General features: G+C 70.5%; 13 protein-coding genes and 1 pseudogene. 5 read left to right on the forward strand and 9 right to left on the reverse strand.

Features of this window, described 5'->3' with window-relative positions:
- Nucleotides 1-112: 112 nt before the first annotated feature.
- Together WS92_RS04840 and WS92_RS04845 are read right to left on the reverse strand one after the other, a co-directional pair.
- Nucleotides 113-682, reverse strand: a complete 570-nt coding sequence (locus WS92_RS04840; protein WP_059932392.1) for a hypothetical protein — start codon at nucleotides 680-682, stop codon at nucleotides 113-115.
- A 64-nt stretch (nucleotides 683-746) separates the two neighbouring features.
- Nucleotides 747-1,466 (reverse strand): FadR/GntR family transcriptional regulator, encoded by a 720-nt coding sequence (locus WS92_RS04845; protein WP_009914283.1) that lies wholly within the window; start codon nucleotides 1,464-1,466, stop codon nucleotides 747-749.
- Between the two features lie 392 nt (nucleotides 1,467-1,858).
- On the opposite strand from WS92_RS04845, the gene WS92_RS04850 reads away from it, so the two are divergent.
- The 5 genes from WS92_RS04850 to WS92_RS04870 all read left to right on the forward strand — a co-directional run bounded on the left by WS92_RS04850 (nucleotide 1,859) and on the right by WS92_RS04870 (nucleotide 7,533).
- Complete coding sequence (locus WS92_RS04850) at nucleotides 1,859-2,665, forward strand: (Fe-S)-binding protein (RefSeq protein ID WP_059932394.1); 807 nt, start codon at nucleotides 1,859-1,861, stop codon at nucleotides 2,663-2,665.
- Between the two features lie 11 nt (nucleotides 2,666-2,676).
- Nucleotides 2,677-4,113 carry a LutB/LldF family L-lactate oxidation iron-sulfur protein gene (locus WS92_RS04855; RefSeq protein WP_171845211.1) on the forward strand — a complete coding sequence of 479 codons (1,437 nt, stop codon included), beginning with the start codon at nucleotides 2,677-2,679 and terminating at the stop codon, nucleotides 4,111-4,113.
- Nucleotides 4,110-4,799, forward strand: coding sequence for a LutC/YkgG family protein (locus WS92_RS04860; protein WP_059932438.1), 690 nt, complete (start codon nucleotides 4,110-4,112; stop codon nucleotides 4,797-4,799). Before WS92_RS04855 ends, WS92_RS04860 begins: the two co-directional genes overlap by 4 nt.
- Nucleotides 4,800-5,112: 313 nt before the next feature.
- Nucleotides 5,113-6,831, forward strand: a complete 1,719-nt coding sequence (locus WS92_RS04865; protein ID WP_059932398.1) for a lactate permease LctP family transporter — start codon at nucleotides 5,113-5,115, stop codon at nucleotides 6,829-6,831.
- Nucleotides 6,832-7,095: 264 nt separating this feature from the next.
- Nucleotides 7,096-7,533 (forward strand): DoxX family protein, encoded by a 438-nt coding sequence (locus tag WS92_RS04870; protein ID WP_059932400.1) that lies wholly within the window; start codon nucleotides 7,096-7,098, stop codon nucleotides 7,531-7,533.
- Nucleotides 7,534-7,614: 81 nt separating this feature from the next.
- Here WS92_RS04870 and WS92_RS04875 read toward each other — a convergent pair whose 3' ends face one another.
- The 7 genes and pseudogenes from WS92_RS04875 to WS92_RS31090 all read right to left on the reverse strand — a co-directional run bounded on the left by WS92_RS04875 (nucleotide 7,615) and on the right by WS92_RS31090 (nucleotide 16,462).
- Nucleotides 7,615-9,036 (reverse strand): MFS transporter, encoded by a 1,422-nt coding sequence (locus tag WS92_RS04875; RefSeq protein ID WP_059932402.1) that lies wholly within the window; start codon nucleotides 9,034-9,036, stop codon nucleotides 7,615-7,617.
- Nucleotides 9,037-9,133: 97 nt separating this feature from the next.
- Nucleotides 9,134-10,426, reverse strand: a complete 1,293-nt coding sequence (locus WS92_RS04880; protein WP_015603255.1) for an MFS transporter — start codon at nucleotides 10,424-10,426, stop codon at nucleotides 9,134-9,136.
- A gap of 333 nt (nucleotides 10,427-10,759) precedes the next feature.
- Entirely contained in the window at nucleotides 10,760-11,794 is a 1,035-nt protein-coding gene (locus WS92_RS04885) for an Ldh family oxidoreductase (protein WP_059932440.1), read from the reverse strand.
- Nucleotides 11,787-13,379 carry an aldehyde dehydrogenase (NADP(+)) gene (locus tag WS92_RS04890; protein ID WP_059932404.1) on the reverse strand — a complete coding sequence of 531 codons (1,593 nt, stop codon included), beginning with the start codon at nucleotides 13,377-13,379 and terminating at the stop codon, nucleotides 11,787-11,789. The genes WS92_RS04885 and WS92_RS04890 overlap by 8 nt, the downstream gene beginning before the upstream one ends.
- A gap of 75 nt (nucleotides 13,380-13,454) precedes the next feature.
- Nucleotides 13,455-15,080 carry an APC family permease gene (locus WS92_RS04895; protein WP_059932406.1) on the reverse strand — a complete coding sequence of 542 codons (1,626 nt, stop codon included), beginning with the start codon at nucleotides 15,078-15,080 and terminating at the stop codon, nucleotides 13,455-13,457.
- 266 nt (nucleotides 15,081-15,346) lie between these two features.
- Complete coding sequence (locus tag WS92_RS04900; protein ID WP_006028985.1) at nucleotides 15,347-16,267, reverse strand: dihydrodipicolinate synthase family protein; 921 nt, start codon at nucleotides 16,265-16,267, stop codon at nucleotides 15,347-15,349.
- 10 nt (nucleotides 16,268-16,277) lie between these two features.
- Nucleotides 16,278-16,462 (reverse strand): annotated as a pseudogene (locus tag WS92_RS31090) (hypothetical protein).
- Nucleotides 16,463-16,471 lie beyond the last annotated feature (9 nt).

The raw sequence follows: 16,471 nt of genomic DNA on the forward strand, positions 1-16,471 counted from the left end.
GGTTCGTGGCGATTGGCGGTTTTCGTGCCGACGGGCGGTGCGGCGGCGCGACCGGATGCCGGCGCGAACGGCCGGCGGCCGGCCGAGCGACTAACGCACGACTAATGCATGCCTAATGCGCGACGCCCAGCGATAGGCGCAGCCCGTCCATGATCCGTTGATAGCGCGCCCTCACTTCGTCGCGCGACGCGACGTTCGCGTTCGTGAAGCGCCCGGACCACGCGGGATTCCATCGATACGTGCCGTGGCCGATGCGGTCGCCGTCGGGGCCCGCGATCGTCGACTTGATCCGCGCGTCCCGGCCCGCGCCGGAATGCGTGTCGAACAGCGCGTCGAGATACGACTGGTATGCGCGGTACACGTCGTCGTCGAACAGGTGGCGGTAGACGTGGATCGTCTGGTCGAGCTCGCGCTTCGCGCGGATCACGTCGTCGGGCGAGATGTCCTTCCACGGGCCGACCCACGTGTAGAAGCACAGCAGGCGGTTGAGGAGCGGCGCGATCGTGTCGTAGAGCGCGAGCCGCTTTTCGATCAGCTTCTGGTTCGTCCACTGGACGAGCTCGAGCTGCTTGAGCCGATGGCTGACGAGCCAGCCGAACGCGGCGACGGAAACCGGCGTGAGCACTTCGGCGGCGAGCTTGACGATCTCCAGCGAATTCCAGGGATGCTCCGGCGTCGGCATGCGGGCTCCTCGTCGAAAAGCCCCAATTTAGCATCGCCCGCGGCCGCCGCGGCGCGCCCGCGTGTCATGCCGCCTGCTCGTACAGCGCGCGCACGTAGCGCAGGTGCCGCTCCGCCGCCGCGCGCGCGCGCTCGGGGTCCTTCGCGGCGATCGCCTCGTAGATCTCGGTGTGCTGCTCGAGGAGCGCGCGCTCCATCGCGTCCGCGTGGTTCACGAGCCGGTGCGACTTGTGCATCGATTCCTGCAGCAGCCCGTGGATGCCGTGCATCACGTGGATTAGCGCGACGTTGTGCGTCGCATCGGCGATCGCGAGGTGGAAGTTCGCGTCGACTTCGGCGAGCCGGCCCGGCTCGTGCTTCAGCGAATGGCCCGCGAGCGTGTCGAACGCGTCCTTGATCTTCGCGAGATCGCCGGGCGTCGCGCGCTCGGCCGCATACGCGGTCGAGATCGTTTCGAGGCCGTGGCGCAGCTCGAGCACGTCGTGGCTCGCCGCGGGGTCCTGCAACAGCAGATCGGCGAGCGGATTGGACACGACGGGCGCCGTGATGTCCGCGACGACGAAGCCGCCCCGCCCGACCGAGCCGATGAAGCCGTCCGCCTCGAGCCGCACGAGCGCCTCGCGCAGCGACGGGCGCGACACGCTCAGTTGCGCGGCGAGCTCGCGCTCGGTCGGCAGCTTCTGGCCGGGCAGCAGCTTGCCCGCCGAGATGAGCGACTTGATCTGGTCGGACACCACGTCGGACAGGCGCACGCGGGTATAGGACTCGACTGGCTGAAACGTCATGCACGGGCCTTCTGGACGGTTGGGTGGCGCGGCGCCGGCTTGCGCGGCCGGCCGTTCGTGCGCGTCGGCCGACCCGCGCCGGGGCGTGCCGGGCGTGTGACAGGCCGCGCGGAATTATACCCGGCGGGGCGCCGGCGACCTTCCGGGCCCATGCCGGCGCGGGTTTCGGCGCAATCGGCGGGTTGCTGATCGGCGTTTTCCCTGATCGCGCCGGCATTGACAGCCGGCCGCCATCTCACTATCTTGGCCAGCGTGGTCAGACCAACTTGACCAAAGTATAGGGCATCGAAAGCGGTTCCGCGCGTTTGCGCGCGGGTTCTCTTCGACGCCCGTTCGTCGATGTCATCCGTTCAAGCCAAGCAGCGGCCGCGGCGAGCGGCCGGATCAAACACATGGACTCATCCCCGCAGACCGCCGGCGCTTCCGTCGGCACCCGCGAGACGCCGCGCGTCGGCCTGTTCGTCACGTGCCTCGCGAATCTCTTCCGGCCGAGCGCCGCGCTCGCGGCCGTGCAATTGCTCGAATCAGCCGGCTGCACGGTCGACGCGCCGCGCGCGCAGACCTGCTGCGGCCAGCCGGCGCTGAACAGCGGCGATTTCGACGACGCGCGCGGCATCGCGCGCCGCACGATCGAAGTATTCGAGCGCTACGACTACGTCGTCGCGCCGTCCGGCTCGTGCATCCGCACGCTGCGCCACGACTATCCGGACCTGCTCGCGAACGATCCCGGATGGAAGCCGCGCGCCGAGCGGCTCGCCGCGCGCGCGCACGAGCTGACGAGCTTTCTCGTCGACGTGCTCGGCTGGGCGGGCCCCGAGCGCGCCGCGGTGCCGGATTGCACGCTCGCCTATCACGACACCTGCTCGGGCCTGCGCGGCCTCGGCATCCAGGCGCAGCCGCGCGCGCTGCTCGCGCGCGTCGAGGGCGTCGCGCTGAAGGAAATGAAGGACGCCGAAGTCTGCTGCGGCTTCGGCGGTACGTTCTGCGTGAAGTATCCGGAGATCTCGACGAAGATCGTGTCCGACAAGACCGCGAACGTCGCCGCGAGCGGCGCGACCGTGCTCGCGGGCGGCGATCTCGGCTGCCTGATGAACATCGGCGGGCGGCTCAAGCGCGAGGGGAGCCCGGTGCGCGTCTATCACGTCGCCGAAGTGCTGACCGGCATGAACGTCGAGCCGATCTGCGGGGAGGGCGAATGAGCGCGCAACCCTTGGCCGCGACGGCGACGTTCAAGGCGCGCGCGAGCGCCGCGCTGCACGACGCGCAGCTTCAGGAGGCGCTCGGCATGCTCGGCGAGGGCTGGATCGAGAAGCGGCGGCGCGTCGTGTCGCTTTTGCCCGAATTCGAGATGCTGCGCGAGCGCGCGAAGGCCGTGAAGGACCACGTGCTCGCGAATCTCGATACGTATCTCGAACGCTACGAGGCGGCCGTCACGCGCGCGGGCGGCGTCGTCCACTGGGCGGGCGACGCGGCGCAGGCGCGCGAGATCGTGCTGAAGATCTGCCGCGACGCGAACGCGAAGACGATCACGCGCGGCAAGTCGATGGTCGGCGAGGAGATCGGCCTGCCCGCCGCGCTCGAGGGCGCGGGGATGGAAGTCGTCGAGACCGATCTCGGCGAATACATCGTGCAGCTCGCGCACGAAGGGCCGAGTCACATCGTGTTCCCGGCGCTGCACAAGACGATCGGTCAGGTTACCGAACTGTTCGCCGGGCACCATTCGCCCGCGCAGTACGACGGGCCGCGCGAGAGCGTCGCGGACGTTGTCGGCGAGGCGCGCCAGGTGTTGCGCGAGAAGTTCTTCGTCGCGGACGTCGGCATCACCGGCGCGAACTTTCTCGTCGCCGAGACGGGCTCGAACGTGATCTGCACGAACGAGGGCAACGGCGATCTGACGTCGACGCTCGCGCGCGTGCACATCGTGACGGCGGGCATCGAGCGCGTCGTGCCGACGCTCGACGACGTCGCGCTGTTTGTGCGCCTGCTCGGCCGCAGCGCGACGGGGCAGGAGATCACGTCGTACACGACGTTCAGCACGGGCCCGAAGCGCGGCGACGATCTCGACGGGCCGCAGGAATACCACGTCGTGCTCGTCGACAACGGCCGCACGCGGATGCTCGCGGGCGAATTTCGCGACATGCTGCGCTGCATCCGCTGCGGCGCGTGCATGAACCATTGCCCGGTGTACGGCGCGGTCGGCGGGCATGCGTATGGCTGGGTCTATCCGGGGCCGATGGGCGCCGTCCTCACACCGCTCTTGCAAGGCATCGAGCACGACACCGATCTGCCGAACGCGTGCACGCTGAACGGGCGTTGCGCAGAGGTCTGCCCGGTGAAGATTCCGCTGCCGACGCTGCTGAAGAAACTGCGCGGGATGCAGTTCGACGCGCGGCTCACCGCGCCCGGCACGCGTTTTCTGCTGCGCGCGTTCGGCGCGGTCGCGCGGCGGCCGGCGCTCTATCACTGGCTCACGCGCGCCGGCGCGCGCGTGCTGCGCGCGCTCGGCGGCAAGCGCGGCAGCATCGCGCGCGTGCCGTTCGCGTCCGGCTGGACCGATTCGCGCGAATTGCCGAAACCGCCGCCGCGCACGTTCTTCGAGACGTGGGACGCGACGCGCGCGAATCCGCGTCGGGAGGGCGGCCGATGAGCGCGCGCGACGACATTCTCGGCCGTATCCGCGCGGCGCTCGGCAGCGAGCGCGCGCCGCTCGCCGCGCAGTCTCCCGCGCCGGATGCGCGTGGGGCGCTCGATTCGAACGCGGCGTCTTTTTCCGCATCGGCCGCCGCGCGCGATCCGGTGATCTCGCTCGGCGGCGTCGATCTCGTCGCGCGCTTCGTCGCGAAGGCGCAGCAGGTGTCCGCGACGTGCGTGCACGTCGCGACGGCCGCTGACGCACCCGCCGCCGTCGATGCATACCTGCGCGACGCGGGGCTCGCCGATGCGCCGCTCGTCGTGGCCGCGGCGCTCGACGCATTGCCGTGGCGCGCGCATTGCGCGCTGCCCGGCGTCGATCTGCGCCGCGATGGGCTCGTCAGCGTCACGCCGTCGTTCGCGGCGATCGCGGAGACGGGCAGCGTCGTGTGCCTGTCGTCGAGCGCGACGCCGACGTCGCTGAACTTCGTCGCCGCGACGCACGTCGTGCTCGTGAATCGCAGCGCGATCGTCGCGACGATGGAGGATGCGTGGGCGCGCGTGCGCGCGACGGTCGCGACGCTGCCGCGCGCGGTCAACGTGATCACGGGCCCGTCGCGCACCGCCGACGTCGAGCAGACCGTGCAGGTCGGCGTGCATGGCCCGAAGCGCGTGCTCGTGCTGATTTGCGACGACGCGTAATGATCTGCGCCGGTCCGCGCCGGATGTGCGCGGCGCGCGGCCGGGTTCGACGCAGCGGTGTGTCGATCGCCGCGCGGCGCAGGCCGAGCGCGGCGAGCCGATTAATGGGCGAAGCCGTGCGTCGTGGGCCCGGCAATTCGCCGGCATCGCCCCTCCCGGCACGGACAAGGAACCGCAGTCAGCAGCATGCGGTGCGCGACGACGAACGACGCGTGCCGCACCGAAACCAAAGCGCCGGCACCGACCGGCGCGCCGATACGAACGGCCCGCGAGGCCGTCGCCCATTCAGGTTCATTCACGGAAGGAGACACACGTGCAGGTTTGGAACCAGGTCTATCTGCCGCTTGGCGGCGTCGGCTGGTCGGCGCTCGCCGCCGGCGCGCCGATCATTCTGTTCTTCGTGTCGCTCGCGGTGCTGCGGCTCAAGGGGCACGTCGCGGGCGCGCTCACGCTTGCGCTCTCGCTCGTCGTCGCGATCGCCGTCTACGGGATGCCCGCCGAGCGCGCGCTCGCGTCGGCGGCCTACGGCTTCGCGTACGGCCTGTGGCCGATCGCGTGGATCATCGTTACCGCGGTGTTCCTCTACAAGATCGTGGTGAAGAGCGGCCAGTTCGACATCATCCGCAGCTCGATCGTGTCGCTGACCGACGATCAGCGGTTGCAGATGCTGTTGATCGGCTTCTCATTCGGCGCGTTTCTCGAAGGCGCGGCGGGCTTCGGCGCGCCGGTCGCGATCACGTCCGCGCTGCTCGTCGGCCTCGGCTTCAATCCGCTCTACGCGGCGGGCCTGTGCCTGATCGCGGATACCGCGCCCGTCGCGTTCGGCGCGCTCGGGATTCCGGTGATCGTCGCGGGCCAGGTGTCGGGCCTCGATCCGATGGCGGTCGGCGCGATGGCGGGACGCCAGTTGCCGTTCCTGTCGTTCTTCCTGCCGTTCTGGCTCGTGTTCGTGATGGACGGCGTGAAGGGCGTGCGCGAGACGTGGCCCGCCGCGCTCGTCGCGGGCGGCAGCTTCGCGTTTGTGCAATTCTTCACGTCGAACTACATCGGGCCCGAGCTGCCCGACGTGACGTCGGCGCTCGCGAGCCTCGTCGCGCTCGCGTCGTTCCTGAAGGTGTGGCAGCCGAAGCGCGCGCGCGAGGCCGCGCGCGCGGCAGCAGTCGTGCCGGCGGGCGGCGGCGCGCTCGCGCTCGGCGGCATGCCGGGCGGCCTGGGCGGCGCGCGCGCGACGGGCGGCCGGCAGCCTTCGCCGTATTCGTTCGCGCAGATCGCGCGCGCGTGGTCGCCGTTCGTCGTGCTGACCGTGATGGTGACGATCTGGAGCATGAAGCCGTTCAAGGCGCTGTTCGCGAAGGGCGGCGCGCTCGCGTTCACGACGCTGTCATTCCACGTTCCGCATCTCGACAAACTCACGCAGAAGATGGCGCCCGTCGTCGCGCATCCGACGCCCGTGCCCGCGGTATTCAACTGGGATCTGCTCGCGGCGACGGGCACCGCGATCCTGCTGTCGGCGATCGTATCGATGGCAATCCTGAACGTTCCGGCGCGCACCGGCGTGCGCACGTTCTTCGAGGTGCTGAAGGACCTGAAGCGCCCGGTGCTGTCGATCGGCCTCGTGCTCGCGTTCGCGTTCGTCGAGAACTATTCGGGAATGTCGACGACGCTCGCGCTGCTGCTCGCGGGCACGGGCGCGGCGTTTCCATTCTTCTCGCCGCTGCTCGGCTGGATCGGCGTGTTCCTGACGGGCTCGGACACGTCGTCGAACGCGCTGTTCTGCTCGCTGCAGGCGACCACCGCGCAGCAGATCGGCGTGCCGGGCACGCTGCTCGTCGCGGCGAACACGACGGGCGGCGTCGCGGGCAAGATGATCTCGCCGCAGTCGATCGCGGTCGCGTGCGCGGCCGTCGGCCTCGTCGGCCACGAGGCGGACCTGTTCCGCTTCACGCTGCGGCACAGCCTGTTCTTCGCGCTGATCGTCGGCGTGATGACCTGCGTGCAGGCGTACTGGCTGACGGGGATGATCGCGCACTGAATGCGCGGGCGGCGAACGCATCCGCGCGTTCGCCGTCGATCGTGATAGTGAGCGCTGTTTCGTTCACGCCGGCGCATGCGGGCGGCGAGCGGGGCGCGTGCATGCGCCGCGTCTGTTCGCTTGCGCCGTTTCGTACGGACTGCCGTGTAAAGATTTGCTACAACCTTTTGCTTGGAACGACGGACGAGACCTCCTATTCTGGCGGATTTACGAGATACGCCGCGCCCGGCGCGGCGTTCGTCGATTGATCACAGGAGGTCACGCATGACGCGTTCCGTCGATTCCGGCGTCATTTTTCTCGCACGGCTCCTGCTCGCCGTGCTGTTCCTCTGGGGCGGCGCGATGAAGCTGATGGGCTACGGCGAGTTCGTCGGCTATCTGAAGGGGCTCGGCGTGCCGTTCGCGCAGGTCGCGGCGCCCGCGGTCGTCGCGCTCGAAACGCTCGGCGGCGTGCTGCTCGTCGTCGGCTACAAGGTGAGGCCGCTCGCGCTCGTGCTCGCGATCTACACGCTCGCGGCCGCGCTGTTCGGACACAATTTCTGGGACGCGACCAATTCGGCCTTGCAGCGCGACATGGTCGTGCATTTCTGGAAGAACGTCGCGATCGCGGGCGGCTTCCTGCTGTTGTACGTGACGGGCGCGGGCGGCGCCAGCATCGACGGCGCGCGGCGGCCGTCGTCGTCTTACGGGTCGCTGCGCTGAGCGATCAGCGGGGCTCGCGCATGGCGGCGCTTCGCTCGATGCGCCGCCATGCGTCGGCCGCATTCGGCGAGCGCGCGTCGCTCAGCGCGCGTTCGCGTTCGCTGGCTTGCCCGACGCCGCCGGATGCGGCGTGCCGCGCACGGCGGCCGCCATCGCCGCGGCGATCACGAAGAGCGCGGCCGACACGTGCGCCGACGCATGCAATCCCGACACGATTTCCGCCGGCAGCGCGCCGCTCGCGAGCGCGCCGAACGCGGCGACGCCGATCGCGCCGCCCGCCTGCCGCGCGGCGTTGAGCACGGCGGACGCGGTGGCGGCGCGCGCGCGCTCGACCGATGCGAGCACCGCCGTCGTCATCGCGGGCACCGCGAGCCCCATGCCGCCCGGAATCAGCAGGAACGGCACGACGAGCGCCGCGACCGGCGTGTCCGCGCGCACGGCGCTCAGCAGCGCGAACCCGGTCGCGCCGATCAGCGCGCCGACGATCATCGGCCCGCGCGGGCCGTAATGCGCGGTCGCCCAGCCGCTCGCGACGTTCGACAGCAGGAAGCCGCCCGTGAGCGGCAGGAACGCGAGCCCCGCCTCGAGCGGCGTGTCGTGGCGCACACGCTGCAAATACAGGCTCAGCACGAAGATGATTCCGTAGTACGACAGATTCATGCAGACGCCGAACAGCACGGCGACGCTGAACGTGCGCCGCCTGAACAGCGCGAGCGGCATCATCGGATGCGCGCTGCGCGATTCGACGAACACGAACGCGGCGGCGGCCGCGAGCGCGATGGCGACGAGCGCCGGACGCCAGTCGATGACCGCGCCGGTGAAGAGCGTCAGCGCGGCGACGGCGAGGCACTGGCCAGGCAGGTCGATGCCGCGCGCGCCGCCATGACCGGATGCGGCCGCTGCGCGCCGTTCGTCCTTGCCGATCCACAGGAACGTCGCGACGAGGCCCGCCGCGCACAGCGGCAGATTGACGAAGAAGATGCTGCGCCAGCCGAACTGCGCGATCAGCGCGCCGCCGAGCACCGGGCCCGCCGCGATCGAGATCGCGCCCGACGCGGTCCACCAGCCGACCGCGCGCGCCCGTAGCCGCGGATCGTGCGCGCATGCGTGGTTGAGCAGCGCGAGCGAATTCGGCAGCATCGCGGCCGCCGCGAATCCTTGCAGCGCGCGCGCCGCGACGAGCGTCGTCGCGTTCGCGGCGACGCCGCAGACGAACGACGCGAGCGCGAACAGCGCGAGCCCGGCCGCGAACAGGCGTCGCGCGCCGAAGCGGTCGCCGAGCGCGCCGGCCGACAGCATCAGGCCGGCGACCGCAAGCGTGTATGCGTCGACGATCCATTGCAGGCCCGCGACGCTCGCATTCAGATCGATGCCGACCCGCGCGAGCGCGACGTTGACGATCGTCACGTCGAGCTGCGTGATCACGAAGCCCGCGCTCACGGTCGATACGATCCGCACGAGCGCGGCGCGGGAAAGGGCGGGGTGGGGAATGTGCGTGTCCATGCGCGCATCGTAGTGCGGTGCGGGACAGCGACGTTGCGGAGTCTTCTGAAATGTCGAATGCGGCGCGGGCGGCGTTGAGCCGCCCGCGCGGCCGACGTTATTCGGCGTCCTTCGAAAACAGCATCGCGACCGCGCCGAGCACGCAGATCGCGGCGACATAGTGCGCCGGCGCGAGCGAATTCGATTTCATCAGCAGCGACACGATCACCGGCGTGAGCCCGCCGAATACCGCGTACGCGATGTTGTACGAGAACGAGATGCCCGAGAAGCGCACGACGGCCGGAAAGCTCTTCACCAGCACGGACGGCACCGCGCCGATCGTGCCGACGGCGAAGCCCGCGAGCCCGTAGAGCGGCACGAGGCGCGCCGTGTCGACGGCGATCTGCGTGTACATCGCGTAATAGCACGCGGCGAGCGTGACGCCGCCGATCGACAGCACCGCTTTCCCGCCGAAGCGGTCCGCGAGCGAGCCGGCGGTGATGCAGCCGGCCGTCAGGCAGAGCGTCGCGACGCTGTTCGCGAACAGCGCGGTCGCGGGTGCGATATGGAACTGCTTTTGCAGCAGCGTCGGCGTCATCAGGATCACGACGACGATCGCCGCCGACAGCATCCACGTGATCAGCATCGACACGATCACCGTGCAGCCGTGGTCGCGGATCACCGCCTTCAGCGGGATCTCGGCCGCGAGCGCCTTGCGCGCCTTCATCTCGGCGAACACGGGCGTCTCGTGCAGCCAGCGGCGCAGGTAGACGGAGACGAGGCCGAACGCGCCGCCGAGCAGGAACGGGATGCGCCATCCGAACGCGGCGACCTCGGCCGTCGAGAAACGGCTGTTGACGGCCGTCGCGACGAGCGAGCCGAGCAGGATGCCGATCGTGAGGCCCGCCGTCAGCGTGCCGCACGCATAGCCGATGCGCTGCGGCGGCACGTGCTCGGACACGAACACCCACGCGCCCGGCACTTCGCCGCCCACCGCCGCGCCTTGCAGCACGCGGAACAGCAGCAGCATGACGGGCGCGAGGATGCCGACGCTGTCATAGGTGGGCAGCAGGCCCATCAGGAGCGTCGGCACCGACATCAGCAGCACGCTCAGCGTGAACATCCGCTTGCGGCCGACGAGGTCGCCGAAGTGCGCCATCACGATGCCGCCGAGCGGCCGCGCGAGATAGCCGGCCGCGAAGATGCCGAACGTCTGCAACTGGCGCAGCCAGTCGGGGATGTCGTGCGGAAAGAACAACTGGCCGAGCGCGGGCGCGAAGAACACGAAGATGATGAAGTCGTAGAACTCCAGCGCGCCGCCCAACGCGGCGAGGCCCAGGGTCTTGTAGTCGCGGCCCGTCAGGGCGCGAGGCGCGGCGTTCGAGGCGGCGCTCAGTTCGGAAGCAGGCATGGTCAGGGCGATCTTGGTTCGAATGGTTGTGTACCGCGCGGAAAACGGAGCCGGGCGGCGGGCCTCGTCGTCGAACAGACGGTGCAACGCGCGGGATGGCGCACGGGACACGGCCCGCGCGGCGGCCGGATGGGAGCCGTGCGGAAGACGAACGTGACGCGATGCCGGCGATTCTACAGGACTGACGAATCGCCGACGGCCGCGCCGGCATCGTGGAAATCGGCAATTGCCGGCGGGCGGAAAACCATGTGCGGGGGGCGCCGCCCGCTTGCGCGGCGGCGCGGGCGGGCGGCTGCGGCGGCGCGAGCCGCTACGGGCGACGCGGCCGGCGCGTCAGTCGAGCAGCGCGACGATCTCGTCGTAGAGCCGGGCCGGGATTCGCACGCCGTTCGCAACGCTGCGCGCGCGGGCGTCGAAGCGCCGCTGCGACGGCAGCCGCGCGCCCTGCGCGACGATCGCGCCGAGCATCCGCTCGCCGCGCGCGAGGCCGGCGTCGAGCGCGTCGCCGAGAAACACCTTCGGATCGAGCGCGATCACGAGCTCGCCGTGGCACGGCGTCGCGCCGGCGCCTTCGTCGAACGCGAGCGATTCGGTGCTCGTCAGGTCGCCGATCAGCGCGCCGGCGAGGAGCTCGATCATCGCCGCGAGCGCCGAGCCCTTGTGAGCGCCGAACGTGCGCATCGCGCCTTGCAGCGCGGCCTTCGGATCGGTGGTCGGCGCGCCGTTCGCGTCGATCGCCCAGTGCGGCGGAATCGGCCTGCCCTCTTTCGCGTGCAGCTCGATGTCGCCGCGCGCGATCGCGCTCGTCGCGAAATCGAACACGAACGGCGTGCCGCCCGGGCGCGGCCACGCGAACGCGAGCGGGTTCGTGCCGAACACCGGCTGCGCGCCGCCTTCCGGCGCGACCCAGCTATGGCTCGGATTCATCGCGAGGCCGGCGAGGCCGTGCGCGGCGATCGCCTCGACCTCCGGCCACAGCGCGGAGAAGTGATAGCAGCGGTTGATCGCCATCGCGGCGATGCCGTGCTGCCGCGCCATCTCGATGAGCACCGGCAGCCCGGTCTCGAACGCGAGCAGCGAGAAGCCGCGATGCGCATCGACCGCGACGATCGACGACGATAGCCGGCGCAGCGTCGGCGCCGCGTGCGGATCGACCTTGCCGAGGCGCAGCGAGCGCGCGCAGACGAGCAGCCGGTAGACGCCGTGCGAATGGCATTCGTCGCGCTGGCCCTGCGTGATCACGTTCGCGATCGCGCGCGCGTGCGCGTCGGACAGCCCGTGGCGCGCGAGCACGCGCAGCGCGAGCGAGCGCACGTCGTCGAGCGACAGGACGACGTCCGGGCGCGCGAGCGCTTGCGGATCAGTCATCGCGGGCCTCCCGCGGCGCGAGCGCGCCGTCGATGCGTTGCGGCACGCGCAGCGGGTTGCCGTCGCGAAGCGCGTCGGGCAGCAGCGCATCAGGCACGTCCTGATACGACACGGGCCGCAGGAAGCGCTCGATCGCGCGCGCGCCGACCGACGTCGTGCGCGTGTCCGAGGTCGCCGGGAACGGCCCGCCGTGCACCATCGCGTGGCCGACCTCGACGCCCGTGCCGAAGCCGTTCACGAGGATGCGGCCGGCGCGGCGCTCGAGCGTCGGGCGCAGCGCGGCGAACAGCGGCGCGTCGCCGTCGCCGAGATGCGCGGCGATCGTCAACTGGCCTTCGAGCGACTTCAGCACGCGGTGCAGCGCGTCGGCATCCGCGCAGCGCACGACGAGCGACGCCGGGCCGAACACTTCGTCGCGCAGTTCGGCGCGCGACACGAACGCGTCGGCAGTCGTCGCGAACAGCGCGGCGCGCGCCTGGTGGCGCCCGCCCGAGGGACCTTCGCCGAGCCGCTCGACCGCGCCGTGCGATGCGAGCCGCGCAACGCCTTCGCAGTAGCTCGCGTGGATGGGCGGCGTGAGCATCGTCTGCGCGGCGGCGGCGCCGATCGCGGCCGCCGCGGCCTTCTCGAACGCGCGCAGCGCCGGGCCGTCGATGGCGAGAATCAGCCCCGGATTCGTGCAGAACTGGCCCGCGCCGAGCGTGAGCGACGCGACGAACTGCTGCGCGATCGCGTCATGCCGCGCGGCGAGCGCGCCGGGCATGAGCAGCACCGGGTTGATCGAACTCATCTCCGCGTAGACGGGAATCGGCTCGGGCCGCGCGGCCGCGATGTGCATCAGCGCGACGCCGCCGCGCCGCGAGCCCGTGAAGCCGACCGCCTTGATCCGCGGATCGGCGACGAGCGCCTGGCCGATCTCGCGCGACGCGTCGAACAACAGCGAGAACACGCCGGCCGGCAGCCCGCACTCGCGCACGGCCGCCTGGATCGCACGGCCGACGAGCTCGGACGTGCCGGGATGCGCGCAATGCGCCTTGACGATCACCGGGCACCCGGCCGCGAGCGCGGACGCGGTGTCGCCGCCCGCGACCGAGAACGCGAGCGGAAAATTCGACGCGCCGAACACGGCGACGGGTCCGATCGCGACGTTGCGCAGCCGCAGGTCGACGCGCGGCAGCGGCTTGCGGTCCGCGCGCGCGGGGTCGATGCGCGCGTCGATGAACCCGCCGTCGCGCACGATGGCCGCGAACAGCCCGAGCTGCGCGACGGTGCGCGCGCGCTCGCCTTCGATCCGCGCGCGCGGCAGCCCCGATTCGGCCGCGCAGCGCTCGATCAGCGCGTCGCCGAGCGCGCCGATGTGCCGGCCGATCGCATCGAGAAACGCGGCGCGCGCGCCGGGCGCCGTTTCCCGATACGCGTCGAACGCATCGTCGGCGAGCGCGCACGCGGTTTCCAGATCGCGCGGGCTCGCGCCGCCGAACGCGGGTTCGAGCGACGCGCCGGTCGCGGCCTCGATCGCGCGAAACGAGCCGTTCTGCCCTGGCACCGCGGATTGACCGATCAAAAGCTGGCCTGTGAGTCGCATGATTCTCCTCGAAAAAGTGCGGGCCGGGCGTTGCCGGCCCGGCCGATGAAAAAAGGGAGGCGCCCGGCCCGCGCGTCAGTTCTCGTCGTCGTCGAGCTGCAGCTTCGCGGGCGGCACGCCGGTATGCGTGCCCCAGTAGTAGATGACGAGCGCGATGGCCGCGACGACGAGCGTGTCGTACGGATGCGCGAGCTGCCCGGTGCCGCCGAAGCCGCCGAAATACGACGCGACGATCATCAGCGCGTAGAACGCGATCAGCCACGCGGACGAGCGCACCTGCTCGGCGAGGCTCAGATGCGCGGTGGGCACCCAGCGGCGGCACGCGAGATAGACGGCGAACATCGCGATCTGCAGCCCGAGCAGCCACGACACGGTGCTCCAGCCGGACCAGTAGACGATCAGCGCGGCGATCACGAACGAAGCGGGGCCGGTGATCGCGAACGCGCTCGCGCGAAACGGCCGCGGCAGGCCGGGCGCGGTGCGGCGCAGCGCGGCCACCGACACGGGCGCGACCGCGTAGCTCAGCACGAGCGCGGCCGATACGGTATTGATGAGCGCCTCCCACGACGGAAACGGCAGTGTCCAGAAGATCGCGAGCGCGAACGTGAGCCACAGCCCCGCGCGCGGGATGCCGGACGCCTTGTCGACGCGCGTGAACACCTTGAAGAACGTGCCCGTCTTCGCCCAGCCGTAGACGACGCGCGGCGTCGCGTTCATGTAGATGTTGCCGCAGCCGGAGGGCGAGATCATCGCGTCGGCGACGACCATGTACGCGAGCCAGCCGACGCCGAGCGCGAGCGCGATGTCGCGGTACGGCAGCGAGAAGGCCTTGCTGATGTCGTGCCAGCCGCCCGCGAGCATCGCGCCCGGAATGCTGCCGAGGAACGCGAGCTGCAGCAGCACGTAGATCAGCGTGGACAGCACGATCGACAGGATCAGCGCGATCGGGATCGTGCGCTGCGGATCGCGCACCTCGCTCGCGACCGACACGATCGGCGTGAGGCCGAGATACGCGAAGATGATGCCGCCCGCCGACACGGCCATCTCGACGCCGGGCATGCCGAACGGCGCGAAGCCGTGCATCGTCAGGTTCGCGGGCTTGAAGAACGCGAACAGCACGACGATCACCGACAGCGGCACGACGAACTTGAACACGCTGATCACGTTGTTCGCCTTCGCGAACGTCTTCACGCTCGAATAGTTCAGGTAGAAGAAGAAACAGAGGAGGGCCGCCTGCACGAGCCAGCCGAGCGTCGTCGGATTGCCCGAGCCCGCGGCGGTCAGGCCCGGAAACCACGCGGCCGCATACTGGCGCGCGGCGACGACCTCGATCGCGATCAGGCTCGAGAACGCGATCAGCGTGATCGCGCCCATCAGATAGCCGAGCAGCGGGCCGTGCGAGAACACCGGATAGCGGACGACGCCGCCCGCGCGCGGCAGCGCCGCGCCGAGCTCGCAGTAGACGATGCCGAGCAGCAGCACCGCGAAGCCGCCGAGCAGCCACGAGAAGATGCCGGCCGGACCCGCGATCGTCGACACGTGGCTCGCGGCGAACAGCCACCCCGAGCCGAAGATCGCGCCGAGGCCGATGAAGGTCAGGTCGGTGAGCGACAGTTGTTTCTTGAACTTGCCGGGTCCGGCGTCGGTGGGCGCGGGCCGCGCGAGCGGCACGGATCGCTGGGCATTGCCTTGGGCGGGCATGGGTTTTGTCTCCGTGATTGGTGGATTTGTTCGATCGGCTGCAGGGCGAGGCGCGGCGGCTCGCGCGGTTGAAGTCCGTGCCGGTCAGGTCGGCTTCGAGGGCCTGGCTGCAGCATGCGGGATCGCGCAGGACCGTGCGGGCGTGGCGTCGTCACGGTTTCGCGCGCGGCGCGGCCGCCGCGCATCGGACGGGGAGCCGGCGGCGCGCGCGTGGTTCGCGACTGCGGCCGCATACCCGGCGACGCGCGCCGCCGCGGCCGCGTCGCTCAGAGGCCGACGTCCGGCAGCGCCGGGCGCGTTTCGAGCGCCTTCGCGACGATCGCCTTCACCTGCGCCAGCGTGTCGCCTTGCAGCGCGAGGCGCGGCGGGCGCGTGAGCGCGCTGCCGCGGCCGACGAGCTCTTCGCACAGCTTGATGCACTGGACGAGGTCCGGGCGCGCGTCGAGGTGCAAGAGCGGCATGAACCAGCGATACAGCGCGAGCGCTTCGTCGAAGCGCTTCTGCTTCGCGAGGCGGAACAGCGTCTCGCCTTCCTTCGGGAACGCGTTCGACATCCCCGACACCCAGCCCTGCGCGCCGACCGCGATGCTCTCGACGACGACGTCGTCGAGGCCCGCGAACAGCACGAAGCGATCGCCGACCGCGTTGCGCAGGTCGATGAAGCGGCGCGTGTCGCCCGACGAATCCTTGAAGCAGACGATGTTCTCGCAGTCCTGCAGCGCGATCAGCACGTCGGGCGTCACGTCGTTCTTGTAGATCGGCGGATTGTTGTAGACCATCACCGGCAGATCGGTGCCCGTCGCGACCGCGCGAAAGTGCGCGGCCGTCTCGTGCGGCTTCGCCGAGTAGACGAGCGCGGGCATCACCATCACGCCGTCCACGCCCGCGCGCTGCGCCTCGCGCACCGTGTTGCGCGCGAACCCGGTCGTGAACTCGGCGATGCCGGCGATCACCGGCACCTTGCCGCCCGCCGCGTCGCGCGCGGCCTCGATCACCTGGAGCTTTTCCGACGTGGACAGCGACGTGTTCTCGCCGACCGTGCCGCAGACGACGAGGCCCGACACGCCGTCGTTCACCAGGTTCTTCACGACGCGGTGCGTCGCGTCGACATCGAGGGAGAAGTCCGGCTTGAACTGGGTGCTGACGGCGGGGAAGACCCCGCTCCATTGAATGGCGTTACGGCTCACTGAGTATCTCCTACGTTCGAATGAGGTGGCCGACGGGGGGCGTCGGTGCGTGATTCAGTATCGCCGTCGGAAAGCCGCGAGGCTTGAGCCTTTTCCAACCGTGAAAAGATGAAATCGGCACAATCGGGGCGCGATCCGCCGCCGCGCGCGCCGGGCTGTGCCGATTTCGTCGCGCGCATCATCGAAAACCCACAAGCGGCGCGC

It is taken from the genome of Burkholderia sp. MSMB1588 (genome assembly GCF_001546925.1).
GTDB lineage: Bacteria > Pseudomonadota > Gammaproteobacteria > Burkholderiales > Burkholderiaceae > Burkholderia > Burkholderia humptydooensis.

Excerpts from the sequence above, each read along its gene's own strand:
- WS92_RS04870 (WP_059932400.1), top strand. The coding sequence starts at position 7,096 with ATGACGCGTTCCGTCGATTCCGGCGTCATTTTTCTCGCACGGCTCCTG.
- WS92_RS04840 (WP_059932392.1), bottom strand. The coding sequence starts at position 682 with ATGCCGACGCCGGAGCATCCCTGGAATTCGCTGGAGATCGTCAAGCTC.
- WS92_RS04850 (WP_059932394.1), top strand. The coding sequence starts at position 1,859 with ATGGACTCATCCCCGCAGACCGCCGGCGCTTCCGTCGGCACCCGCGAG.
- WS92_RS04885 (WP_059932440.1), bottom strand. The coding sequence starts at position 11,794 with ATGACTGATCCGCAAGCGCTCGCGCGCCCGGACGTCGTCCTGTCGCTC.
- WS92_RS04860 (WP_059932438.1), top strand. The coding sequence starts at position 4,110 with ATGAGCGCGCGCGACGACATTCTCGGCCGTATCCGCGCGGCGCTCGGC.
- WS92_RS04895 (WP_059932406.1), bottom strand. The coding sequence starts at position 15,080 with ATGCCCGCCCAAGGCAATGCCCAGCGATCCGTGCCGCTCGCGCGGCCC.
- WS92_RS04880 (WP_015603255.1), bottom strand. The coding sequence starts at position 10,426 with ATGCCTGCTTCCGAACTGAGCGCCGCCTCGAACGCCGCGCCTCGCGCC.
- WS92_RS04875 (WP_059932402.1), bottom strand. The coding sequence starts at position 9,036 with ATGGACACGCACATTCCCCACCCCGCCCTTTCCCGCGCCGCGCTCGTG.
- WS92_RS04845 (WP_009914283.1), bottom strand. The coding sequence starts at position 1,466 with ATGACGTTTCAGCCAGTCGAGTCCTATACCCGCGTGCGCCTGTCCGAC.
- WS92_RS04890 (WP_059932404.1), bottom strand. The coding sequence starts at position 13,379 with ATGCGACTCACAGGCCAGCTTTTGATCGGTCAATCCGCGGTGCCAGGG.